Source organism: Nostoc commune NIES-4072 (genome assembly GCF_003113895.1).
Taxonomy (GTDB): domain Bacteria; phylum Cyanobacteriota; class Cyanobacteriia; order Cyanobacteriales; family Nostocaceae; genus Nostoc; species Nostoc commune.
Window position 1 is genome coordinate 3,498,308 of record NZ_BDUD01000001.1, and the last position, 23,516, is coordinate 3,521,823.

Below are 23,516 nucleotides of genomic sequence, written 5' to 3' on the forward strand. Positions count from 1 at the left end.
CCCAATGCCCAATGCCCAATGCCCAATGCCCCATGCCCCATACCCCATTCCCCATTCCTAAGCCTTGCTAAACCCAATATCAGTCCCCTTACCAGCATGAACTAAAGCTAACTTTTGGTAACGTTGGGCGTGTTCAATCTGTTCTGCGGCTTCAGCCTCTGTTACTTGGCGTAATATTTTGCCAGGAATACCGACGACTAGGGACAAAGGCGGTACATTTTTAGTTACTACTGCACCAGCACCGATAATGCTACCAGTGCCCACTCTTACCCCGTCTAAAATCACTGCGCCTATGCCAATCAAACTTCCACGCTCAATGTAAGCGGAATGTATCACAGCGCGATGTCCTACAGTGACATGATCTTCTAGAATTGTGGGAAAACCAGGATCGCTATGTAAAATTGCACCATCCTGAATATTTGTGCATTCGCCAATTTCAATACGTTCCACATCTCCCCTAACCACTGCTCCATACCAAATGCTTACCCCTGCTGCTATATTTACCGAACCCATAACAACAGCGTTGGGTGCGATGAAGGCAGCTTGAGAAAAATCAGGAGATGTCCAGTAAGAAGCGGTAGACACGATAGAATATGAATATGGTACCCAGGAACACTGGAGAAACTCCAACCTTTGAGGCTGGTTGCACAACTAGGATATCACAGGTCAAGCCTCTACATTGAGGAAAACACTAGTGAACATTGTTGCTGCCGCAACTGCGTGTCTGTGCAGCAGTGACCAAATAACCCAAAGTGATGGAGCCAAAGTGTATATACAATACACTAGCGCTGGTGAAGACAAAATTATGTTTCTACGCACTTCATGATGAATCCAGGCTTGCAGTACCCGATGTTTGGGCCTGAAATACAGTGTCCCCATTGTCGCCAGACTATTCCGGCGCTGACATTAACAGATACCTATTTGTGTACGCGTCATGGCGCGTTTGAAGCTAATCCTAAAAATGGAGAGTTAATCCATTTGCAATCAGGGCGTCATTGGCGGAGGTGGAATAATGAATGGTATAGACAGCATACTCATCCCGATGGTATTCGCTTTGAAATTCACGAAGCATTAGATAAGCTCTATACCCAAGGCTTTCGAGCAACGAGAGTAATTATTGCTCGGCGCTATCAGGAATTGATGAGTGGCTACTTGGAACGCAGCACGCCTTGGCGTTCTGGACAACCAGAAGCTACTGCTGCGCGTTTATACGGCTTACCCGTGGAGTTTAGCCCCGACACCTCAGATGATCCCTGTTGGGAAGTAATTAATTTTGACTTGGAAAAAGAACCTGGCGTCCCTGTACGCTACCCTTATTTCAGGTTGTTTGAGTAAAGTTAAGAGTTAGGAGTTAGGAGTTAGGAGTTAGGAGTTAGGAGTTAAATTAAATTCAATTTATAACTCATAACTTACAACTCCTAACCTTTGTTATGCACCATGCTTCTATTCGGACTGCGAATATTCATCGAGCGATCGCTTTCTACGAACATTTAGGGTTTACAATCTCAGAACGCTTTACTACAGGCTATACCCTAGCTTGCTGGATGGAAGGATTGGGCGGCAGAATTGAACTGATCCAAATTCCCGAACCAAAACCAGCCCCAGATGCCTTTGCTGACGAGCATTATGTGGGGTATTATCATCTCTCGTTTGATTTAACTGAGATTACACCAGATTTACCTAACTGGTTGACAAATTTACAAGAGCGTGTATTGCTAGCGGCTAAGAGTCAACCAGAAGAATTACAACCGTTGAAGGTACTTTTAGAACCGACACAACAGCAAATAGGCGATCGCATTTACGAAGTGGCTTTCATCGCCGATACCGATGGCTTACCTCTCGAATTCATTCGAGTTTTAGCAAAACTCCCATAATTTAGCTTTTTTATTACCTTTATTGTTAATATATTTTTCTGTATTGTTACTGAGGTTACAGATTTTTTGGACAGATTAAACTAACGTCACTTTCCCAAATAATTATGTAATTTAATTTACATAATCTGCTAAATACATGTATGGATTTTCCAGATTTTATAAATATCCCTTGCCATTATTATTTTTAAGCTTATGGCTAGTAGCGGTTTTTTTGTTAAGCAATAAACCTGCTCATGGCCAACATGCAGCCATATTTAACAAAGAAAAATACCAGTCAACCTTGCTAGCAAAAAGAATAATGCCCTCAACACTGACACAAAATGTCCGTAAGACAGTGCTGGAGAATGGTCTAACTGTCCTGACAAAGGAAGTGCATACTGCGCCAGTAGTGACGGTGCAGGTGTGGTACAAGGTTGGCTCACGCAACGAAGAACCGGGCGTGAATGGCATTGCCCACCAGTTGGAACACATGATGTTTAAAGGTACTTTAAACCGTCCAATTCAATTTGGGCGTTTGTTTAGTGCTTTAGGTAGTGATTCCAATGCTTTCACCAGCTACGATCAAACTGCATATTACGGTACTGTGGAACGAAACAAGCTGAAAGCCCTCTTAGTGCTGGAAGCAGACAGGATGCAAAATTCCCAGATTGAACCAGAACAACTGGCAAATGAGAAGCGGGTTGTAATTTCCGAGTTGCAAGGTTACGAAAATAGCCCAGAATATCGCCTCAACCGCGCCGTTATGAAGGCGGTATTTCCCAATCATGCTTATGGGTTGCCTGTAGGTGGCACGAAAGCTGATGTCGAGAAATTTGAGGTTGAGCAGGTAGAAAAATATTACCGCAATTTTTACAGTCCCGATAATGCCGTCTTAGTAATTGTTGGAGATTTTCAAACTGCAAATGCCCTGGAAACAATTAAAGAGGTGTTTGGTAAAGTAGTGAAGAGGCAGGGGGCAGGGGGCAGGGGGCAGGAGGCAGGGGAAGCGGGGGGAGCAGGGGGAGAAGAATTAATAACGAAATTCCCAATTCCCAATACTTCTCTACGAGAAGCTGCGCCAACGGCTGACCTCGGCTCTTCTCGGCACGAGTCGCTCAGTACAAGTTCTCAATTCCCCATTCCCCATTCCCCACTCCCCACTCCCATCGTATTGCGAGAACCGGGAGCAGGGCGGTTGTTACAAGCGGTGTATCCGCTACCGGATGCAAATCAACCGGATGTGCCTGCGCTGGATGTGATGGACTACATCTTGAGTGAGGGAAGGAATTCTAGACTTTATCAGGCATTGGTGGAATCAGGTTTAGCTAGTGAGGTTACAGCCTCCGTTAACAGTTTGCGAGAATCTGGCTGGTATGAGGTGTTGGTGACGGCTGGTTCTAAACAAGATTTGAAAAAAATTGACTCAGTGTTGAGTAATGCGATCGCTAATGTAGCAGAAAAAGGCGTGACCTCTGAGGAACTAGAACGAGCCAAAACCCAATTAACAGCAGATGTAATTTTGAGTAACCGTGATATCACCTCTCAAGCAATGCGCTTGGGCACTGATGAGACAACTGTTGGTGATTATCGCTACACAGACCGCTATTTAGCTGCTGTCCGTCTGGTGAAGCCCACGGATATTGTCGCTGTGATTAACAAATACCTGACAAAAGAAGCTAGGACAGTAGGCTTTTTTGAACCAACTCAGAAGCGAATAACAGGAGTTGGTGATAAACCAGACTCAGCCCAAACTACAGAGAATTTCTCTCCTGGCGTACCTGTGCTTCCTTCTGAGGTGATGAAGTACTTACCGCCTGTGGATTTGGCTATAGATACAATCGCCCAAATGTTACCACAGGAATTTAAATTTACTAATGGATTGCGGTTATTACTGTTACCTGATCATAGTACTCCCACTGTCACCTTGAGCGGTCACATTCAAGCTGGGGCAGAATTTGATCCTGAGAATAAAGCTGGACTGGCTGCTTTTGTGGCAGACAATTTGTTAAATGGCACTAAGAGTAAGGATGACTTAACTATTGCCAAACTCTTGGCAGAACGAGGAGCGAGTTTAGACTTTCACTCCTACCGCGAAGGTGTGCATATCGAGGGTGATAGTTTAGCTCTTGATTTGCCGATACTCCTTGAGATATTGGCAGATGTTGTTAAAAATAGTACCTTTCCAGCCAAAGAGTTGGAATTGCATCGCCAACAAACTTTAACTGACTTGCAACAGGAATTAGATGAGCCATCAGAAGTAGCCAGAAGAGTATTTGTTCAGTCAATTTACCCGAAAAAACATCCCTTACATACTTTTCCTACAGAGGAGAGTTTACAGCAGATTCAGCGCCAGGATGTGATTGATTTCAAAGCTAAACATTATCGTCCAGACACGACAGTGTTGGCGCTGGTGGGAGATTTTGATCTAGACAAAGTGCGATCGCTGATTAAAAATGAGTTTGGTAATTGGCAAGTGAGCGGCCAAGCACCGACATTAAAATATCCTCCAGTTTCAACGCCACAGAAAATAGTCAGTGTCAACCCCGTTTTACCAGGTAAAGCCCAAGCTGTGACATATATGGGTTACACAGGTATTAACCGTTATGATCCTCGGTTTCACGCAGCCTTAGTATTGAACCAGATTTTGGGAGGCGATACCTTATCTAGTAGACTAGGTGCAGAAGTGCGCGATCGCCAAGGTTTGAGCTATGGAATTTATAGCTCCTTCCAAGCCGGGAAGAATGCAGGCACATTTTTGATAGAAATGCAAACTAGTCCTGAAGATAGCAGAAAAGCGATCGCTAGTACCCGCCAAATACTACAGCAAATCCATCAACAAGGTGTCACTGCACTAGAAGTAGAAACAGCTAAACGCACCCTCATCAGTACCTACAATGTTTCTCTGGCAAATCCAGAGGAATTAACAGATAGAATTCTAATGAATGAGGTGTATGGACTAGATAAAGAAGAATTGCACTCCTTCACTGACAAAATCCAGAAAGTCAGCCTTACCCAAGTTAATCAAGCGGCTCGTGAGTTACTCCACCCAAATCAAATCGTAGTTGTTACTGCTGGGCCATCTGTTTTAGCAGAAAAAAGTAATCGCTAATTGGGGATAAATCACAAATGACAACAATTAATCTAGCTCATCAGGATTCACGCCTAGCTGACGCAAACGTTCTGCTAATTGTTCTGCTTTTTGTCTTGCTTGAGCTGCTTCTTCTTTAGCTGTAGCCGCTTCTTCTGTGGGTAGTGGAATTAATTCTCCTGCTAAGGTAAACCACCTTAACCACAACTTAGGAATATCTTGAAATGACCCCTGCCATAATCCCAAACTTAAACCCAACTCTGGCATTGGTAAACGTCCCTCAGTCAAATTCATCGGTTCATAGTGACCGCCTATTAGCTGAAAAGCTTGGAGTTCATCAGTGTAGCGACTAAAAACAATATAGTAGGGAATCCTCAGAATTCCTTCATAAACTTCCCATTTGCTGGGAGGTTTATCGGCTGCGTTTTTTTTCATCCCTAAATCTTCCGCTTCTGTACCTGGAGATAATAATTCCACTACTACAAAGGGATTTGCTGGTTCTTGCCAAGTTACATAACTTAAACGCAAGTCCTCCCCTTTGTAGAGTTTTGAGACTCCTACCACACCAAACCAATCAGGGCGCTTGTACCATAAAGGATGCTGGAGATCATAGTAAAGATTAAGGTCAGCAGCGCTGTAAACTAATTCTGGATTCCAGATAGTGGGTTGAAAAGTTAAGTATAAAAGTAAAGGCTGTAAAAAGTGAAAATCGTCTGGCAAACCTGGTTCCTCTGGGTTGTCACTTGGTAAATCATACATCGTTGGTAAGGTTTCCCAAGGAGGAAGGGGAGGGTCAGATTGAGGGATAAAGGGAGGAGAGGAAGTCATAAGCAGTTTGGGAGGAAATTGATTAATTATATTGGTAAGTGCTATCAGTTGTGGTTAAATGAATCCTAGCCAACTGAAGCACTATTTTACTGCTAAAGATTTTGCCGATGGCATCTGGACACAAAAAGTCCAAGCAAGCAAAGTAGAAATCAAAGGAGCCATTCACGAACTGCAACTCAAGCCGGGTGCTGAAGCAGAATGGGTATTTGTGCCCTTAAAATCTGGCACTTATGTCTTACGTTGTCCAATACCAGGACATACGGAAGCAGGGATGACTGGAGAAATTGCCATCAAGAATTAAAAATAATTATCCGACTCAGTATTTGACAGCGAGCTAATGTTTCAATTAAAGAAAATTTATCTCAGTCCTATAGTGTGCAGCGAAAATAATTTATGGCAATTTTGATTCAAGCTCAACATATTAGAAGTAGGCGAACGTGTTATTATATATACGTTAGCGGCTAAACTGGAAGAATCCCTATCAGGGATTAAAATAATTTAAATTATAGATATTATTTCTCAATTAATCTAGAGAAAGCATTGATACCTCAGCGTTAGAGCCACCAGTAATTATTAATTTCCCATGAACATTTTCAGTAACTTACTTTCCCAAGCGACTCAGCCTGCACCAGCGAAAAAGCAACGCCGAGGAATTGAAATTAAATCGCCGCGTGAAATTGAAATCATGCGGCAATCAGCGACAATTGTGGCAACTGTCCTAAAAGAAATTTCCGAGCTAGTAAAGCCAGGAATGACCACGGCTGATTTGGATGCTTATGCAGAAAAACGTATCCGCGAAATGGGTGCAACACCGAGTTTCAAAGGATATCACGGTTTTCCCGGTTCTATTTGCTCCAGCATTAACAATGAAGCAGTGCATGGCATTCCTAGTCCCAAGAAAGTGATTCGCGTGGGGGATGTATTAAAAGTAGATACGGGCGCTTATTATCAAGGCTTTCATGGTGATTCTTGCATTTCAATTGCTGTCGGTGAAGTGACACAAGAAGCTGCTAAATTAATTCGTGTAGCAGAAGAAGCTTTATATAAGGGGATTGAGCAAGTTAAGGCTGGTGTATACCTGCTTGACTTAGCTGGAGCAATTGAAGATCATGTAAAATCTAACGGCTTTAGTATAGTCGAAGAATTCACTGGACACGGTGTCGGTCGTAACTTACACGAAGAGCCTTCAGTATTCAACTACCGTACCCGCGAGATGCCAAATGTTAAACTCCGTGCGGGGATGACGCTGGCAATTGAGCCAATTTTAAATGCGGGTTCTAGACACACCCGGACATTATCTGACCGTTGGACAGCTGTCACTGTAGATAATTCTTTGTCGGCTCAGTTTGAGCATACAGTTTTAGTGACAGAGACTGGTTATGAGATTTTGACTGATCGTTCTAAGTTGTAATTATTAAGTTTGTAGTAAGCACTTCAGTGCTTAGAAAACAAGGACTAAAGTCCTTACTACGAGATGAAAGCGATAAAAGCTATATTTGACTATTAGCTGCATAATTAGTTTTAAAAATAGGAAGCATCTCTTTAGCTTGTATGGAGACAAATGTATTCTCTGGAATCGCTTCTAATAAATTGATTGCTTGTTGCCATTTATCTTGTGCTTGCTGCCGAATTAGTAGCGATTGAGGTGAATTTTTTACAAATAAATTAGCTTCTATTGCTAGTTTTTGGGCTGATTCTAAGTTTGCTAAGGCTTGCTTTTCAACTAAGACTCTTTGACTGATAGATTTATAGTTTATTTGATAGTAAGCCAATTTATTATTTGCTAGATCAGAAACTGATGTTTCATTAGGAATACTATCTAACAAGATTATTGCCTGATGCCATTTGTTTTCTGCTTGTTGCCAAACTTTTAGAGGATGCGGCGGATTTTGAGCCAGAGAAGCAGCCTCCATACCAAATTTTTGAGCAGATTTAAACTTTGCGATGGCTGCGCCAACGTCTGGGACGAACGCACTCTCTTCTTGAGTTAAACTTAGACTCATCTGCTGCAATTGTAGACTTTGCTCTCTAATTTTCCAACCACCAAAACCTAAGATTAATAAACTTGAGGCTATGAACAAAGTTGAACGTACTATTTTTTGCGTCGAAAACTTTGTTACGATTTCTACATGCTGGCTAATAATTGGTTCTTTACTACTTCCTTGTTCAATCTTTTTTAGGGTTTGTTCTGCTTGTTCCCTTAAAGTATCACCTTGAATAATTAAAGCAGCAATTTGTTCTTGGAAATAATCACAATCATTGAGAATATCTGTTAATTCTTGAAATTTACCATCGCTCGATATAATTAATTCGTGGTCATCATCTAACCACTCTAAGGCGAAACCAGATTTGCCGCAGAAAGCAGACACACCTAATAAAATATTTAAGAAATTACGACTATTTTTGATAGTATTAAAAACATAATTTAACTTTTGTTGAAGTTCTAGTAGTTCATTTTGATAATTGCTGATTTTTTGAATTTGACGCTCTAAAAAATTAAAATCTTCAAATAATAAGTTATCTTTTAAATTTTCAGCAATAATCTGAAATTTGGTGCGTATGCTTAGATGATTAATATCAGAATTTAGTTGATTCACAAACGGAATATCACTGAGAATATCAGTAGCTATTGCCTGCAAAAAATAACCCCATTCAATCCAGCCATCAATTTTTAATTGTAATTCAGTTAATGAAATTTTAGTTTTTGAGTAGCCAAATTTTTCTGCGATCGCAGGATCTACTAATTCCATACTAGGTATAAAAAAACTAGCTACAGTACCTATTCGAGGAAGTGTAGCGATCGCAGAACTTTTAATATTCTCAAAATTCAATTCCTGAGCAATTAATTTCTTAATATTCCGTAGTTGTTCCTGAGCATTATTGATCAGAATAATTTGCTCCATGATTTGATTAGAATCGCCAATAGTCAGTTTTAGGCTCTGAATCAGTGTTGGCAATTCACTAACAAGTTTTTCTAGGTTAGCCATAAGTACCCCTCATCTCCCCCTGCCCCTTCCTAGAGTGGCAAATCTCAGCAGCTATAAACTGTATAGTTCCCGCAAATGCTGGTAAAGTAACAACTTAAGTTTTAAAATCCCAGAGAAAGCCAAAACTACCCATTCACTAACCTATGAATGAAGTTGATTTAGCATTTACCTCAGCGCTAGAGTTGGCGGAATTAATTCGTCGCCGGGAAGTATCACCGCTAGAGTTAGTGGAAATATATTTAGAACGGATTGGGCGGTTGAATCCCCAATTAGGAAGCTATTTTACAGTGACGGCAGAATTAGCGATCGCAGATGCTAAAGCCAAAACAGAATTATTAACAACTACCTCAGAACTACCGCCATTTTTTGGTGTGCCGATTTCCATTAAAGACCTCACTGCTGTAGCAGGTGTTACCTGTACTTATGGAAATCCAGCATTACTGAATAATATCCCTAATTATGATGATGGAGTTGTGACGAGGATTAAACAAGCTGGGTTTACTATTCTCGGTAAAACAGCCACTTCTGAATTAGGTTCGTTTCCATACAGTGAACCTATGGGTTTTCCCCCAGCTAGAAATCCGTGGAATTTAGAATACACCCCTGGCGGTTCCAGTGGTGGGGCGGCGGCGGCGGTAGCAGGGGGATTGTGTGCGATCGCTCAAGGTTCAGATGGCGGTGGCTCAATTCGGGGGCCTGCGGCTTGTTGTGGTTTAGTGGGAATTAAGCCATCCAGAGGCAGGGTAAGTAAAGCACCCGTAGGCGAACGCCTCGCTGGAATTGCCGTCAACGGCCCGATCGCCCGGACTGTAGCTGATGCTGCTGCCCTTTTGGATACTATATCTGGTTATACAACAGGCGATCCTTACTGGTTACCAGATCCCGAACCATCATTTCTCGCCGCTACTGGGACAAAACTTGGTGCTTTGCAAATTGCCTTTGACACTAATATTTCTCCGTTGGGAGAAGCTGACGTCAACTGTCAGCAAGCTGTCCGCCAAACAGTCGAGTTATTAGAACAACTCGGCCACCAAGTTGAACAGAAATCTCCAGATTTTAGTGGTTTAGTTGAACCATTTCAAATTGTTTGGCAAGCTGGGATAGCTGCGTCAGGACTTCCTGTTGAAGCCTTGCAGCCCGTAAATCGCTGGTTATTTACGCGCACAGGTTCTGTTGCTGAGTACCTCAAAGCAGTTTCTCAAATGCAGGTAGTGGCACGGCAAATTGTGGCATTTTTCGATACTGTGGATGTGCTGGTATTGCCAGTTTATTTACATTCACCTATCCGCGTTGGGGAGTGGGCTTCTCTGAGTCCAGAAGAGACATTCCAAAATATTATTGAGTGGGTTGCCCCTTGTCCGCCTGCGAATGCAACTGGACAACCTGCGATCGCAATTCCTGTAGGTTTTGATAGTAATGGTTTGCCCATGAGTGTGCAGCTAATTGGTAAACCTGCGGCTGAAGCTACACTAATCAGCCTAGCAGCACAATTAGAAGCAGCTAATCCTTGGATACATCATCGTCCAGCCTTTGCAATATAGGGCTAATCATGCAGGCATCCCTAGAACAACTTTCACAAATAATTGTATTTGCAGGTTTAGAAACAACAGACAAAGTAAATTTGCAACCTCATACTCAGGTGCAACGGTATCGCAAAGGTGAGATTATTCTGCATGAGGGCGATGTATTACCAGCAAAACTCTATGCTGTTGTTAGTGGATCAATTCAAGTTACCAAAACAGCAACAACGGGCAAAGAGACGATTCTCCGCGCCCTAAGTGCTGGAGAAATTTTTGCGGCTCCTGCTTTATTGGGAAATGGAATTTCTCCGGCAACTGTGACTGCTGAATCTGATTGTGAAATACTCACTGTAGAGCGAGATGCTTTATTAAAAGCTATTGGGAAAAATCCTGAAATTGCATTACGAATGCTGATGGTTTTTAACAGTCGGATTCAGCAATTACATGAAACAGTCCACGGCTTAGTTTCTGAAAGAGCTATTGTTCGCCTTGCCAGATTAATTCAATATTTTGCTGCTGAATCTGGAACTGAATCAACTTCACAAGGCGAGTTTTTAAAAGTCAAATTATCTTATTATCGCATGGCTCGGAGTAGCGGCATTACTTACGAAGAATGTGTGCGGTTAATTAAAAGTCTCAAACCAGTAATTGCCTATAGTCGGGGTGGAACGATTACAATACTCGATGCGGATAAATTGGATGCGATCGCATCTGGAAATATAGATTAATCTGAGGAATACAATAAATTAGTATCTAAGCTATTTAATTCTTGCTGCAATTCAGGCGAATTGAGAACTTTAGTTAGAGGTTGTGATAGTATTTTTTCCACGTGAGTTTCAGAAAAGTATTTGACTGAGACTGCGCCTTCACTGAATTTTGCCAGCAAAATGAGGAAAGCAGTATCAGAACAAACACATTTACTATTTGCTTTGACCTATTAATTAGAGAATTTGGCTGCATAATTTTTAGATTAATTACTTAGATGGCAAGACTACATCAAGTTTAATTTAAGCGATAGCATACATAAAAAAAACGATTTTTTTTAATGTACCGGGTTAATGAAGTTTTTTAAAAATCTTTTTTCTTGAAATTTTAAATTCTTGATTACCTTGTCTTAAACTAACTAAAGGTGACGCGTAATCGCAATTCTGTATAAAGATGCGCTAAATCATCTCGAACGCTTCTGGTAGAACACTTAGTTGCAATATAATTACTTTGTAGAGCAGGCGAGAAACCTGCTGTTTTTTTAATATTTAATTAATAATTGTCCAAAATGCCTTTTACTTATAAACGCACGGTTCGTTTTCAAGATACTGATGCTGCTGGGGTAGTTTATTTTGCTAATGTTTTGGGTATTTGTCACGAAGCTTATGAAGAATCTCTAGAAGCATCAAGTATTAATCTCAAAGATTTTTTTACTAATCCATCTGTAGCTTTCCCCATTGTTCATGCTAGTGTCGATTTTTTGCGCCCTATGTTTGGCGGGGATAAGTTACTGATTAGTTTAATTTCCCAAAAAATAAGTGGTAATAAGTTTGAAATTACTTACGAAATTACAGTGGCTGAGGTGGTAGTTGCTAAGGCTATTACTAGGCATGTTTGTATTGATGCAAGTAGTAGAAGTAAGCAGGAATTACCTAACGAGATAGTTCAGTGGTTGGAAACGAACCGCAGAGATGCAGAGAAGCCAGTGCGTTGCGGTGAATCCAGCGCTGTAGGCGGGTTTCCCGCCGTAGGCGACTGGTGAACCCGAAGGGGGGTTCCCCCCGTTGAAGCAACTGGCGCGGCGCAGAGAGAAGAAAGTCGAGAGAGGTTATGTAATGGGATTTTGGAGGAATTCTCTGGCTATTTGCTGTAATTGTTGACGGTTAATTTTACCTTGGGAATTGCGAGGTAAGTTTTGCTGGGGAATCCAATATTTAGGAATTTTAAATTTGCTGAGTTTGTCTTTGAGTAGGGTTTGAATTTTTAAGGCAGAGGTATTTGATTTGTTGGGAATGTAAATTGCTGTTAAGGCTTGTCCCCAATGTTTATCTGGGATGCCGATGACACAAATATCGGCAACTAACTGAGTTGCTTGTATAGCTGATTCAATCTCTGCTGGGTAAATATTTTCTCCACCTGTAATAATTTTGTCGCTGTTACGCCCGACAATATTTAAATGACCTTGCTCGTCTAAAAAAGCTAAATCGTCTACTTGGAAATCAGCTTGATTTTCTCTAGTTATAGGATAGTATCCAAGGGCTAAAGATTGAGTCTGAATAGTAATATTTCCGATTTGGTTGAAATTTAAAATCTCGCCTTGCTGATTGCGAATAGTTACTTTTGCATGGGGAAGAATTTGACCACTGCTAATTTTCCCACTGAGAAAATCATCTGGTTTGAGGGTAGCAATTTGAGAGGCTGTTTCTGTCATACCATAAGTAGGCGCTAACCGGATACGATGAAATCTAGATTTTTCTAATAGTTCGTTCCATGCTGGCGCACCTCCTAGAAGTACAGTATTAAATTGGGTTAGCCATTGAGTTAATTCTAAGTTTTGTAAGAGTCTTTGTAACTGTGTTGGAACTAAAGATATTAAAAATTCTGATTGTTTAATATTGAGTATTTGACCTGTTTCTACTGCTTTGAATGGGAGAATAGCCAGTTTACCCCCGGTGGTGAAAGAGCGCATAAATTGCATTAAACCGCTAACGTGATATAGCGGTAATACACAAAAAGAATTGACTTGTTTTAGTTGAAAGTATTCTGTAAATCCTTGTACAGATGCAATGAGAGTTTCCCAAGTATGGATGGCAAATTTAATCTGCCCAAATGAACCACCTGTGGGAATCATAATCAGTGCTGAGTGCTGAGTGCTGAGTGCTGAGAGTAGGGGAGTAGGGGAGTGGGGGAGTGGGGGAGTCGGGGAGTGGGGGAGTTCTCCCCAAATAATATCTGGCTGCACTAAATCAAAGACTTGCTGCCATTCTTGTGTTCCCCAGTCGGGGTTACAAAGAAAAACTGGACAATTAGCTGCACAAGCGGCAATGAAACTTGCTAAAAACCGCACTGGTTCGCGTTCAGCTAAGATGATTTTTGGTGGTATCCCATACGCTGATAATTGTGTTAGTTGTAAATATAATTCTTGAGCTATTTGATTAAATTGACGGCTATTGTAACCAATAAGCCAATCATTTTGAGCCAGGTTATTAAGACAGTTTAAAGGTCGTTCCATAGACTTTGAAACCAGGTATCTTCTTGTTCAAAAAAATGGTCGATGCCAAAACCAACTGCTCTATTATTTTGGGATAATTCCGCCGCTAGCCGGAGTGCTGCAAGTCTACCGATCGCAGTTTCAAATACTGATGAAAATACTGTATCAATTTTATGCTGATGGCAAAACTTTCTCAGACGAGATGGCGATCCAACTATCCCAGGCTTAATCACAAAAATCCCTCGCCAACCTTGTTGATAACAGGCGGCGAGTTGCCTAAGTGTGGCGACAGATTCATCTATTGCGATCGCAGTTTTATAACTCGTACTCAATTCCAACATTTGCTGAAATTGCTCAACGGGTAACGGTTGTTCGATAAATTCAATTTCTACGGGTAGTTCTACATTTGCCTTGAGAGTGTCGCAAGTCCGCAGCCATAAGTTAGCTTCTTCATAGCTGAGTCCACCGTTGGCATCTAATCGCAGTTTGGTAAAGGCTGGTAAGGTGTCTATCAGTGACTCAAAAATTTCTAGTTCATTAGCGATCGCATACACACCAATTTTCCACTTAAATGTGTGATATCCCTGCTCCCACAACGTTTCCCATTGATTTAAAGCCGCTTCCCCGGCTGGCAATAACGCACTGTAAAATTGGGCATGGGGCATTGGGCATGGGGCATTGGGGATTGAAAAGAATTCACTCCCTAGTACAGACGCAATTAATTGCGTCTCTCCCCACTCTTGAGCTGACTCAAAGCCAAATTGACAAGCAGGTAACTCATCTGGGATGGAGAAAATTATCTCGTCTGTGATTTCTCTTGGAAGTTGGCGACAAAAATCTAAGGCTTGTTCTAGGGTTTCGGAACCGAACCAGCTAATGGGGGCAATTTCTCCCCAGCCGATTTTACCTAATTCATCGGTAAGCCGGAGGATAATACCTTCACGAATATCCCAAGTACCATGATTAGTAGTCAGTGTTCGCACAAATCTTCGCTGATAAGGACGAAATTCAAATCTGTAGCCATTAGTCATTTTCCCTCGCTCCAATGCCTAATGCCCAACTAAAGCATAAATCCCAGTCCAAGCAGCAAGCAAGCCCAGAAATGCACGGCTACGGCAATAAATTTACAGTTATTAACTTTGTCTGGCTGGTTGTGATTTTCTTGGACATGGCGGCATAATTTGACAGCAAACGGTAAACTTACCCAACTCAATAACGTCCAAGCTGGAGAAATTCCCAATATCACAAATAGCAAGGTGAGGGGATAAATGCTAGCAGTAAACCAAACTAGGAGTTGGGCCCCTTTTTGGGTTCCTAGACGGACGATAGGCGATCGCTTGCCTGCGGCTATGTCATCCTTAACTTGGTGAAAGTGTGAGCAAAATAAAATTAAGGTTGTGGCAATCCCGACAATGACTGAGACTGCTAAACTTGTCATTGACCAAGTTTGGGTTTGGCTGTAGTATGCTGCCTCCACTGCTAAGGGGCCAAAGGCAAAAAAGCAAAGAATTTCGCCTAAACCCTGATATCCTAAGCGAAAAGGAGGCCCTTGGTACATATAGCCTAAACCACAGCATAGTAAAATGATGCCGATAACAGTTAGGTCTTGTTGCCAAAAGGCGATCGCTAGTATGCCCAGCAACCCCAAACCTAAACACAAATTTCCTATCCAAAATATTAATGGCTTATTGTCTGTTAAGTTAACCAGAGAATGGTGCTTATTTTGATCAATTCCTGTTTCGGAATCAAAGACATCATTACTGATATTTTCCCAGGCAAGAATTAAGATTGCCGCAGCTATAAAAGTAGAAAATACTGTACCATTAAAAATTTTAGTTTCGGCATAAGCTACTGCTGTTCCTACCCAAATGGGCATAATGGCAACGCTGTACATTGGCGGTTTAATCGCTGCCATCCATAACTTAGTGTTGGGATATAAAATCTGCTTAGTTGTCATCAGTGGTAATTAATTAAATTGCCTGAAAATTACTTACACTTGAGATTTTATAATTTAAAGAGACGCACCGCTACGCGGAAGTCAAAAGTCAAAAAACTTATGATTTGGGTTTTTGAACTGTTGGAATGGTAGCTTTTTTCGGTCGTGCTGTACTAGATATTCATCAGCTAAAAACAACTGTCACTTTGACCGTGGCTCGTTAAGCTTGTGTTGTTAACACTCCACTCTCACGTTCCAGGCTTGGGCTGCAACTGGCTTGTCAGGGACTGGGAACACCATAAATAACGCAAATCCTACGCTGGTGAAATGATAACTTAATATGTTACCTGTAGAAATACGACCACGATTAATTACACTTTAGGAAGTTAACTTAAAAAAAATTTACTATAGATCCATGACAGTTTCACCATGTCGTAACAACCTCTTTGTACACAAAGATTTATATCAATTTTTGGTAGCAGTGCAAGAAAAGTGCGTCAAAAGTAATTGCAGGCAAATTGTCAGTATTTCTCAGGAGATCGATTTAGTTGACCCTTTACTTGTATTAGATAAACTTACACAAGCAAATGAAATAAATTTTTACTTTGAGGACAAAGGTAAAGGAGAAGCGATCGCAGCAATTGATTCTGTAGCAAAATTACAGATTGATGGTGCAGATCGTTTTACTCAAGCTGAATATTTTATCAAATCTTGCCTAAAAAATATAATTAATTTTGGTAACGCTAACCAAGGTTTTTCTGGGCCTCACTTTTTTTGTTATTTCAGCTTTTTTGATAAAAATGCCCAAGTAGATTATCCATTTCCATCTGCCACCATCTTTCTTCCAGGTTGGCAAGTCGCTGTTAAAGATCAGCGTTGTATATTAGTAACAAATATGATTATCAATGAAAGTGTAAATATTCAAAGGTTATTGGAGAATCTACAAAATAAAATTAAATTTATCCAATCTTTAGAATATTACTCTGCTAATAGTGATTTTTTTCCAGCAAAGTTCTATAAAAAATCTGTCACCAATGCTACTGGGTTTAAACGTTCAGTAGTCTCTGTTTTGGAAAAAATTAGGTCTAGTCATTTAAGCAAGATTGTCCTCGCAGATATATTAGATGTAAAATCAAGCAACCACTTTAACTTAGTTAAATCTTTAAATAATCTTAGGCAAATACATCCTAATTGTTATATTTTTTCTACAAGTAATGGCAAAGGACAAAACTTTATTGGTGCAAGTCCAGAAAGATTAATTAGTATTAATAATCAACAATTAATCACTGATGCCTTAGCTGGTTCTGCACCACGAGGTAAAACCCCTGCCGAAGATGCAGCAAATGCTAATCGCTTGCTGAATAGTGCAAAAGAAAAGCACGAACATTCACTGGTGCTTGATTTCATTACACAACGCCTATGCCAGCTAGGTTTATTACCCCAAATATTAGCACCACGGCTGCGACAATTATCGAATATTCAGCATTTATGGACACCAATCAGTGCTACAGTTCCCACTAATATACATCCATTAAAGATTGTCGCGCAATTGCATCCGACACCAGCCGTTGCTGGTGCAGCACGAGATATAGCCTGTGCGGAAATTCGTCGTTATGAAAACTTTGAAAGAGGTTTGTATGCTGCGCCTTTAGGTTGGATAGATTCTCAGGGTAACTGCGAGTTTATTGTGGGAATTCGTTCAGCATTAATTGATGGCGATCGCGCGAGATTGTATGCTGGTGCTGGTATTGTTGCGGGATCTGATCCTGACAAGGAATTTGCAGAGGTGCAACTTAAGCTTCAGGCATTACTTAAAGCATTAGTTTAATGTTGCAGTTATGCTGAAAATGGGGCTAATCAACAGAATTTTTGGGCTAGCGATGCCGTTCGCAAAGCGTCTCCAAGAGTTGGCGGGCTACGCCTACGCGTCATATTTAAAAGCATCATTCCTTCTTGCATCAAAATTCAGTATAAAGCTTTATTTAATACTCAGTATTTCAGCAAATTTTCAGCAAAGTTCCTAATTGACAAAAATGATTTTGTCTTAACCTCTCACGAATGGGATTGGGCCAGGATTAGCAATGCTGGTGACATCGTTTGAGGTACCAGTAAATTTTCGCAATTTCCCGTTATTTGTTTCGTCTAGGTGGATAAGCAGGAATAGCAACAACGCCGACACACAAATTATTGCTTGATTACTGCTTGATCTTTGAGAGCTTTATGTGTCATAGTTTAAATGATTGTAGTTCATGGTAAAAAGCCGTTGCACGAAGTGCAACAGCTAAATTTTGAATTTCTCTTGCCCGAGATTTTGCAAAAAAATGCACAACAACTTAGCCTGCAAGGTTAATTTGTTAGCAGCCTGATCTACAACTAAAACCACGCTGATCCCTCTAGCCTTTTGGAAGGTTAGGGGGATCAGCTTGGTTTACTGATTTAGATTATAACTTAGGTTTTGCCTTTGTAACATTTTGGATCTTTAAAGGTAAACCCAGAGAAAAATCGATGTATTTCTAACGTTACTAGAGCATATAATTTTGACGATGTTTTACACTAAATCCTGATGAGTAAAAGCTTTAGCATTCGCCCCGGTGTAAGTAGCTACAATATGGCCATCACCAGTCATTTGATATTTGTATGTCACCAATCCTTCTAAACCAACAGGGCCACGCGGTGGCATTTGTTGCGTACTAATCCCTACTTCTGCACCGAAACCATAGCGAAAACCATCAGCAAATCGGGTAGAACAATTGTGGAATATATTGGCTGAATTTACCAGTCCAAAGAAAGTTTCTACAGATGTGGAATCTTCAGTAATAATCGCGTCAGTATGACGAGAGCCATATTCGTTAATATGTGCGATCGCACCTTCTAAAGAATCTACAATCTTAATTGACAAAATAAAATCGCTGTATTCTGTTTCCCAATCTGTTTCTGTTGCAGGTACAATGTTAGGCAAAAGTTGTAATGTGCGTTTATCACCTCTTAATTCTACATGGCGTTCTTGCAAAGCATCGGCAATTTTTGGTAAAAACTCTCTAGCAATTGATTGGTGAACTAGCAAAGTTTCAATTGCATTACAAACAGCCGGATATTGCGCTTTGGCATCTACTGTAATCGTAACTGCTTTAGAAATATCTGCCGCTTTATCTATATAAAGATGACAGATTCCATCGGCGTGACCTAATACAGGAATCCGTGTATTTTCTTGCACAAACCGCACAAAAGAATTAGAACCTCTAGGAATAATTAAATCTACATATTTATCTAATTTCAAAAGTTCTAGAGTTTCTGCTCTAGTTGTGAGTAAATGTACTGCATCAGGGTTAACAGCAGTTTGAGATAATCCTTGTTTAATTGCTTTAACTATCGCTTCACAAGAACGTACCGCTTCTTTGCCACATTTGAGAATCACACCATTACCCGATTTAATCGCTAAGGATGCAATTTGAATCGCCGCCTCTGGACGTGCTTCAAAAATAATTCCTAAAACACCTAAAGGACAAGTAATTCGCTTGAGAATTAAACCAGTATCAAGTTCGCGGTGAATCTGCACTTTACCGATAGGATCAGCTAGATTACCAACATCTCGTACCCCTGCGATCGCATCTCTTAATTTATGTTCATCCAACTGCAAGCGTTTATAAAGTGGTTTGGGTATTCCTTCAGCAGTAGCAGCTTCACAATCAGCAATATTTGCTCGTAAAATTTCATCTCTAGATGATTCTAAAGCTTGAGCGATCGCAACAAGGGCTTGATTTTTTGCCTCAGTGGAGAGAATCGCTAGCTTACTTGCAGCTTGGCGGGTTTGTGCTGCGATCGCAATTAGGGGAGAAACAATGTTAACAATAGTCATAGTACAAATCTTTACCTTTTCCTCATCTTATCAATGTCAGTTCATCATTGCTTATCGTCTTCCCCCAATCGGGTGAACCATTTGGGTAATCAATGATTACTCTGATCGGGTGAAGCAAAACTTGGTTCAAAACATTTATTCTATGGTTATCGAACGCAGACAAATTATTATAGCTGCTAAACTTACAGCAGAAAAAAACATTATAAGTATTATCACAGAGCTTATTTGAAAGTCTTAAAAATGATTTATGCGTACCGGAGACTAGAGAGACATCGTAATGTGTGTTTCTCTAGTCTTTTCCTTAAGTAAATAATTTATACTGGCAATATTTGAATTTTTACGAAATTGTGATGACGAACCCTGGATCTATTGAGTATTGATGGATCAAATACCACTCCTATGTTAAGGAGATCCTATGTCATTGCAATCTGGATTAGATGCTTTAAAACAAAAACGTTATCAAGAAGCGGTTGAATTACTAGAACAATTCTGCCGTGATTGCGTTGAACGTGATTCTTCAGATTATCTTTCAGCACAGATGTGGCTGATGAAAGCCTATCAAGCCACAGGCGAAATCGAAAAAGCCAAGATACTGTGTCAAAAGTTAATGATGAGTGAAGACGCACAGACTCGCAATTGGGCAGAACAAGCTAGTCAATCCTTTCGCCAAACACCGCCATCCAACGCCAGCCGAAAAGCTGGTCGCGCCGTTGCTACTGGGATGAAGTTAACAATGGGGGGTGTGGGTGGTAGTTTGGCGTTAGCTTCTGGTGTCACCATGACCTTGCTATTTGGCATGGTCTTCGCTTTAGGTTTGAGTTTAGTATTTATTTTGGGTAGCGACAATCCCCAGCAAGGGCTAGCGATCGCTATTGGTATTACCCTAGTTTTTAATATCGCCGCCTTTTTCCTGTCTCCTTTTCTCATGGACTTAACCCAGAGATGGCTTTACCAAACTCGCTGGGTAGAGTTAGCAGAAGTTGAAGCCCTCAGTCCAGAGACAGCTAAAGTTATTCGCCAAGTCTGTGAACAGAAAAAGCTGAAAGCGCCTCGTTTGGGAATCATTAACGACCAAAACCCCACGGCTTTTACTTATGGCTCATTACCTAACAGCGCCCGTTTAGTAGTCAGTCAGGGACTTTTCACTTACCTGGATGACGATGAAATTGCTACCGTGTACGCCCATGAATTGGGGCACATCGTCCACTGGGACTTCGCAGTGATGACAGTAGCTTCTACCTTAGTGCAAATTTGCTACCTAATTTACAGCACAGCTAGAAGATTTGGGCGTGGTGGCGATAGTAAAATTAAAGATGCTATGCAAACTGCGGGTTTAGTTGCCTACGTGTTTTATGTCATTGGTACTTATTTACTGCTGTACCTCTCTCGCACACGAGAATACTTTGCTGACCACTTTGCAGCCGAAAGTACAGGTAATCCCAATGGATTATCCCGCGCTTTGGTGAAGATTGCCTATGGAATATTAGAAGAAGGTTCACGGACACAAGAACCCAGCCGTTTAATTGAAGGAACTCGCGCCTTGGGTATCTATGACCATAAAGCCGCCGCTTCCACAGGAACCGCTTACCGCATTGCATCCGATACTCAAAAAGTTGGTCGCGTCTTTTTGTGGGATATGTTTAACCCTTGGGGCTGGTGGATGGAATTAAATTCTACTCATCCATTGACAGGTAAACGAGTTCGTGCATTAAGCACATACGCTGAACAGTTGGGTTTAGCGACTGAGTTTGATATGGGGCGAGTTATTGGAGAAGGCAAAACTCTAAGTAAGAGTAAGCTTTACGGAAACTTCTTCTTAGATGTTGTGCTGTATGGTGCTGAAACTATAGGTTTCTTCATTGGCTTGGTAATGGGTGTGATTCTGTGGTCAAGTTCTCCAAACACAGGTTTAGCATTTGGTGCGCCACTAATTGGTTTAGGGATAGGGATTTTAGTTAAAGCCTTGGTGATGTTCCCCGACTACAAACAAGCAGCAGAAACCGATATTCTCACCCTAATGTCAGACCCCTACGCCAGTCCGTTGCGTGGACAACCGGCAAAACTTAAAGGTCAACTAATTGGTCGTGGCGACGCTGGTTATAAATTTGGTTCCGATTTAAAAATTCAGGATCGTAGCGGAATGCTTTATCTGCATTACGCCTCACGTTTTGGCCCTATCGGCAATTTTCTGTTTGGGATGAAGCGAGTCGAAAGCTTGATTGGTGAACAAGTTGGGGCTGTAGGTTGGTTCCGTCGGGGTGTTGCACCTTGGATGGATTTGATTCAACTTCAAAGTGAAAATGGCACTATTGTTAACAGTTACCATCGCTTCTGGTCATTCATCCTTGGCGGTGGATCGATTATCCTGGGAGTGGTCTTGATTATGTTCTTGAGCAGCTAGCTGAGTTTCTAGCCTGCTGTTAAAGCATTTCTCAGTCCATCCAAGCTTTAATTTGTGGGGAGGTAGTTAGTAACTGCCTCCTTTTTTTATACCAATTCACGAAAACCAGATAGACATATAGTGGAGAATGGAGAAAGCTATCTGCTACCCGTCGCGGCGAGTTGCTTTATAAGCTAGCTGACTTAATTGAGCAAAACATCGATGAGTTGGCGCGGCTAGAAACTCTCGACAACGGTAAGCCATTACAAGATTCATTCGGTGACAAAGTAGAGACGTAGCACTGCTACGTCTCTACAAAGGTTCATTCCCCTAAATCTGAAATAAATTGTTGTTAGGGAGATGATGAACGTGATATTTGATATGGGGTGGGCATGATAAGTAGACTTGCATACAACCCCTAGAAAATTCTAATGATGAATGCGATCGCTAGTAGATTTCGCCAACTTATGACTGCGAGAAAAAGCCCGCTAGGCAGATATGACCAAAGAAACAAAACCAGGCGTTCCTTAGCACTGTATACCTGCATAGGATTAGTAAGTGGAATTCTGGCATTATTGTTAATGACATCCCCAGGACTGGCGCAAAAACCACAACTGCAACAACCGTTATTAGTAGCTACACGAGTTATACCGCCCTTTGTGATACAAGACAAAGGTGATTTATCGGGATTCAGTATCGACCTCTGGCGTAGCATCGCCAAGCAAATAGGTATAGAGTCTAAATTTATTGAATATCCCTCTGTGCCAGAACTGCTTTCTGCTATTAAAGACAACAAAGCTAATTTGGGGATTGCAGCTATCTCCATTACAGCCGAACGCCAGCAGAAATTTGATTTCTCATTACCTATTTTGGCTGGCGGGCTGCAAATTATGGTACGAAACTCAGAAACCAACAACAGTGCCTTCCCAAATATTTTGCAATTATTTTTCTCTACTAGCCTCTTGCAGGTAATAGGCATTGCTTTAGTGTTAATTGTCGTAGCAGCCCACATTATTTGGTTATCTGAGCGCCATCATAAAGATGGGATGATTCCCAAATCATACTTTCCTGGCATTTTTAAAGCTTGTTGGTGGGCAGCTGCCACATTAGCAACCCAAGCAGATGAAATGCCCAAGGGAGTACTAGGACGCCTAGTAGGTATTGTCTGGATGTTTATTGGAGTACTTTTCGTTGCCTACTTTACAGCCAGCGCTACTACCTCATTGACAGTACAACAGCTTCAGGGCGATATCAAGAGTATAGACGATTTACCCGGCAAGGTAGTAGCCACAACAGCCGGTAGCACAGCCGCCGCATATCTGCGAGAACATAAGATTTCAGTTTTAGAAGTTAGCAAAATTGAGCAAGCTTACAATGCTTTGCAAACCAAAAAAGCTGATGCTGTGGTGTTTGATGCACCTGTACTTCTGTTCTATGCTGCCAACGAAGGCAAAGGGAAAGTACAGATTGTTGGTAGTATCTTGCGTGAAGAAAGCTACGGCATCATTCTGCCTAATAACAGTCCTTACCGCAAACCAATTAATCAGGCTCTGCTAAATATCAAAGAAAATGGTATTTATCAATCGCTATATGATAAGTGGTTCGATGCGGAAAAAGGTTGAAGTAAGGGAGTGGGGAGAAATCAATTCAAAAGACCGATGTATTGGCATAACAGACCGATGTATTGGCATAACAGACCGATGTATTGGCATAACAGACCGATGTATTGGCATAACAGACCGATGTATTGGCATAACAGACCGATGCAATTACAAAACTGTAAGGGACTTCCAGAAAATAAATTATCCAATTTACTTAGATCATATTTTTCTTTCTCCCCCAGCAAGAACTGCTCCCTGCCCCCCTGCCTAC

Annotated in this window: 17 protein-coding genes and 2 pseudogenes; 12 read left to right on the forward strand and 7 right to left on the reverse strand. The window is 41.2% G+C overall.

The features are described 5' to 3' along the window. Window positions 1–57 precede the first annotated feature (57 nt). Window positions 58–585, reverse strand: a complete 528-nt coding sequence (locus tag CDC33_RS15530; protein ID WP_109009210.1) for a gamma carbonic anhydrase family protein — start codon at window positions 583–585, stop codon at window positions 58–60. A 240-nt stretch (window positions 586–825) separates the two neighbouring features. Here CDC33_RS15530 and CDC33_RS15540 point away from each other — a divergent pair, with 240 nt between their 5' ends. The 3 genes from CDC33_RS15540 (at window position 826) to CDC33_RS15550 (ending at window position 4,962) form a co-directional block, all read left to right on the forward strand. Further along, window positions 826–1,335 (forward strand): TIGR02652 family protein, encoded by a 510-nt coding sequence (locus tag CDC33_RS15540; protein WP_428850717.1) that lies wholly within the window; start codon window positions 826–828, stop codon window positions 1,333–1,335. Window positions 1,336–1,430: 95 nt separating this feature from the next. Then, on the forward strand, window positions 1,431–1,874 hold the full coding sequence (locus CDC33_RS15545; protein ID WP_109009211.1) for a VOC family protein: 444 nt from the start codon (window positions 1,431–1,433) through the stop codon (window positions 1,872–1,874). A 298-nt stretch (window positions 1,875–2,172) separates the two neighbouring features. After that, a complete protein-coding gene (locus CDC33_RS15550) occupies window positions 2,173–4,962 on the forward strand; it encodes a M16 family metallopeptidase (protein WP_439956611.1) in 2,790 nt (929 codons plus the stop codon). 27 nt (window positions 4,963–4,989) lie between these two features. Here the strand turns inward: CDC33_RS15550 and CDC33_RS15555 are convergent, their stop codons facing one another. Next, on the reverse strand, window positions 4,990–5,769 hold the full coding sequence (locus tag CDC33_RS15555) for a Uma2 family endonuclease (RefSeq protein ID WP_109009213.1): 780 nt from the start codon (window positions 5,767–5,769) through the stop codon (window positions 4,990–4,992). Window positions 5,770–5,802: 33 nt separating this feature from the next. Here CDC33_RS15555 and CDC33_RS15560 point away from each other — a divergent pair. Beyond that, a pseudogene (locus CDC33_RS15560) lies at window positions 5,803–6,070 on the forward strand (sulfocyanin-like copper-binding protein); the annotation flags it as partial. A gap of 282 nt (window positions 6,071–6,352) precedes the next feature. Continuing rightward, window positions 6,353–7,180 (forward strand): type I methionyl aminopeptidase, encoded by an 828-nt coding sequence (gene map, locus CDC33_RS15565; RefSeq protein WP_109009214.1) that lies wholly within the window; start codon window positions 6,353–6,355, stop codon window positions 7,178–7,180. Between the two features lie 79 nt (window positions 7,181–7,259). On the opposite strand, the gene CDC33_RS15570 is transcribed toward map, so the two are convergent. After that, window positions 7,260–8,756 (reverse strand): hypothetical protein, encoded by a 1,497-nt coding sequence (locus tag CDC33_RS15570; protein ID WP_109009215.1) that lies wholly within the window; start codon window positions 8,754–8,756, stop codon window positions 7,260–7,262. Between the two features lie 143 nt (window positions 8,757–8,899). Here CDC33_RS15570 and CDC33_RS15575 point away from each other — a divergent pair, with 143 nt between their 5' ends. From CDC33_RS15575 to CDC33_RS15585, 3 genes are all read left to right on the forward strand, one after another. After that, window positions 8,900–10,297 (forward strand): amidase, encoded by a 1,398-nt coding sequence (locus CDC33_RS15575; RefSeq protein ID WP_109009216.1) that lies wholly within the window; start codon window positions 8,900–8,902, stop codon window positions 10,295–10,297. A gap of 8 nt (window positions 10,298–10,305) precedes the next feature. Then, on the forward strand, window positions 10,306–11,004 hold the full coding sequence (locus tag CDC33_RS15580; protein WP_109009217.1) for a Crp/Fnr family transcriptional regulator: 699 nt from the start codon (window positions 10,306–10,308) through the stop codon (window positions 11,002–11,004). Window positions 11,005–11,549: 545 nt separating this feature from the next. Beyond that, entirely contained in the window at window positions 11,550–12,023 is a 474-nt protein-coding gene (locus CDC33_RS15585; RefSeq protein WP_109009218.1) for an acyl-CoA thioesterase, read from the forward strand. 66 nt (window positions 12,024–12,089) lie between these two features. On the opposite strand, the gene CDC33_RS15590 is transcribed toward CDC33_RS15585, so the two are convergent. From CDC33_RS15590 to menA, 3 genes are read right to left on the reverse strand one after another with little or no spacing between them, the layout of a single operon-like run. Next, a complete protein-coding gene (locus CDC33_RS15590; RefSeq protein ID WP_109009219.1) occupies window positions 12,090–13,493 on the reverse strand; it encodes a 2-succinylbenzoate--CoA ligase in 1,404 nt (467 codons plus the stop codon). Next, on the reverse strand, window positions 13,478–14,503 hold the full coding sequence (locus CDC33_RS15595) for an o-succinylbenzoate synthase (RefSeq protein WP_109009220.1): 1,026 nt from the start codon (window positions 14,501–14,503) through the stop codon (window positions 13,478–13,480). The genes CDC33_RS15590 and CDC33_RS15595 overlap by 16 nt, the downstream gene beginning before the upstream one ends. Window positions 14,504–14,532: 29 nt before the next feature. Then, entirely contained in the window at window positions 14,533–15,429 is an 897-nt protein-coding gene (gene menA, locus CDC33_RS15600) for a 2-carboxy-1,4-naphthoquinone phytyltransferase (RefSeq protein ID WP_109009221.1), read from the reverse strand. Window positions 15,430–15,823: 394 nt separating this feature from the next. Here menA and CDC33_RS15605 point away from each other — a divergent pair, with 394 nt between their 5' ends. Beyond that, window positions 15,824–17,236, forward strand: coding sequence for an isochorismate synthase (locus CDC33_RS15605; protein WP_109009222.1), 1,413 nt, complete (start codon window positions 15,824–15,826; stop codon window positions 17,234–17,236). Between the two features lie 720 nt (window positions 17,237–17,956). On the opposite strand, the gene CDC33_RS15610 is transcribed toward CDC33_RS15605, so the two are convergent. After that, window positions 17,957–19,264, reverse strand: coding sequence for a glutamate-5-semialdehyde dehydrogenase (locus CDC33_RS15610; RefSeq protein ID WP_109009223.1), 1,308 nt, complete (start codon window positions 19,262–19,264; stop codon window positions 17,957–17,959). Window positions 19,265–19,679: 415 nt separating this feature from the next. On the opposite strand from CDC33_RS15610, the gene CDC33_RS15615 reads away from it, so the two are divergent. The 3 genes and pseudogenes from CDC33_RS15615 to CDC33_RS15625 all read left to right on the forward strand — a co-directional run bounded on the left by CDC33_RS15615 (window position 19,680) and on the right by CDC33_RS15625 (window position 23,266). Next, a complete protein-coding gene (locus CDC33_RS15615) occupies window positions 19,680–21,665 on the forward strand; it encodes a zinc metalloprotease HtpX (RefSeq protein ID WP_109009224.1) in 1,986 nt (661 codons plus the stop codon). Between the two features lie 137 nt (window positions 21,666–21,802). Next, window positions 21,803–21,943 (forward strand): annotated as a pseudogene (locus tag CDC33_RS15620) (aldehyde dehydrogenase family protein); the annotation flags it as partial. 132 nt (window positions 21,944–22,075) lie between these two features. Then, on the forward strand, window positions 22,076–23,266 hold the full coding sequence (locus CDC33_RS15625) for a transporter substrate-binding domain-containing protein (protein WP_109009225.1): 1,191 nt from the start codon (window positions 22,076–22,078) through the stop codon (window positions 23,264–23,266). Window positions 23,267–23,516 lie beyond the last annotated feature (250 nt).

Coding starts and splice junctions, on each gene's coding strand:
- CDC33_RS15540 (WP_428850717.1), top strand. CDS start 826: ATGAATCCAGGCTTGCAGTACCCGATGTTTGGGCCTGAAATACAGTGT.
- CDC33_RS15545 (WP_109009211.1), top strand. CDS start 1,431: ATGCACCATGCTTCTATTCGGACTGCGAATATTCATCGAGCGATCGCT.
- CDC33_RS15550 (WP_439956611.1), top strand. CDS start 2,173: ATGCCCTCAACACTGACACAAAATGTCCGTAAGACAGTGCTGGAGAAT.
- CDC33_RS15555 (WP_109009213.1), bottom strand. CDS start 5,769: ATGACTTCCTCTCCTCCCTTTATCCCTCAATCTGACCCTCCCCTTCCT.
- map (WP_109009214.1), top strand. CDS start 6,353: ATGAACATTTTCAGTAACTTACTTTCCCAAGCGACTCAGCCTGCACCA.
- CDC33_RS15570 (WP_109009215.1), bottom strand. CDS start 8,756: ATGGCTAACCTAGAAAAACTTGTTAGTGAATTGCCAACACTGATTCAG.
- CDC33_RS15575 (WP_109009216.1), top strand. CDS start 8,900: ATGAATGAAGTTGATTTAGCATTTACCTCAGCGCTAGAGTTGGCGGAA.
- CDC33_RS15580 (WP_109009217.1), top strand. CDS start 10,306: ATGCAGGCATCCCTAGAACAACTTTCACAAATAATTGTATTTGCAGGT.
- CDC33_RS15585 (WP_109009218.1), top strand. CDS start 11,550: ATGCCTTTTACTTATAAACGCACGGTTCGTTTTCAAGATACTGATGCT.
- CDC33_RS15590 (WP_109009219.1), bottom strand. CDS start 13,493: ATGGAACGACCTTTAAACTGTCTTAATAACCTGGCTCAAAATGATTGG.
- CDC33_RS15595 (WP_109009220.1), bottom strand. CDS start 14,503: ATGACTAATGGCTACAGATTTGAATTTCGTCCTTATCAGCGAAGATTT.
- menA (WP_109009221.1), bottom strand. CDS start 15,429: ATGACAACTAAGCAGATTTTATATCCCAACACTAAGTTATGGATGGCA.
- CDC33_RS15605 (WP_109009222.1), top strand. CDS start 15,824: ATGACAGTTTCACCATGTCGTAACAACCTCTTTGTACACAAAGATTTA.
- CDC33_RS15610 (WP_109009223.1), bottom strand. CDS start 19,264: ATGACTATTGTTAACATTGTTTCTCCCCTAATTGCGATCGCAGCACAA.
- CDC33_RS15615 (WP_109009224.1), top strand. CDS start 19,680: ATGTCATTGCAATCTGGATTAGATGCTTTAAAACAAAAACGTTATCAA.
- CDC33_RS15625 (WP_109009225.1), top strand. CDS start 22,076: ATGATGAATGCGATCGCTAGTAGATTTCGCCAACTTATGACTGCGAGA.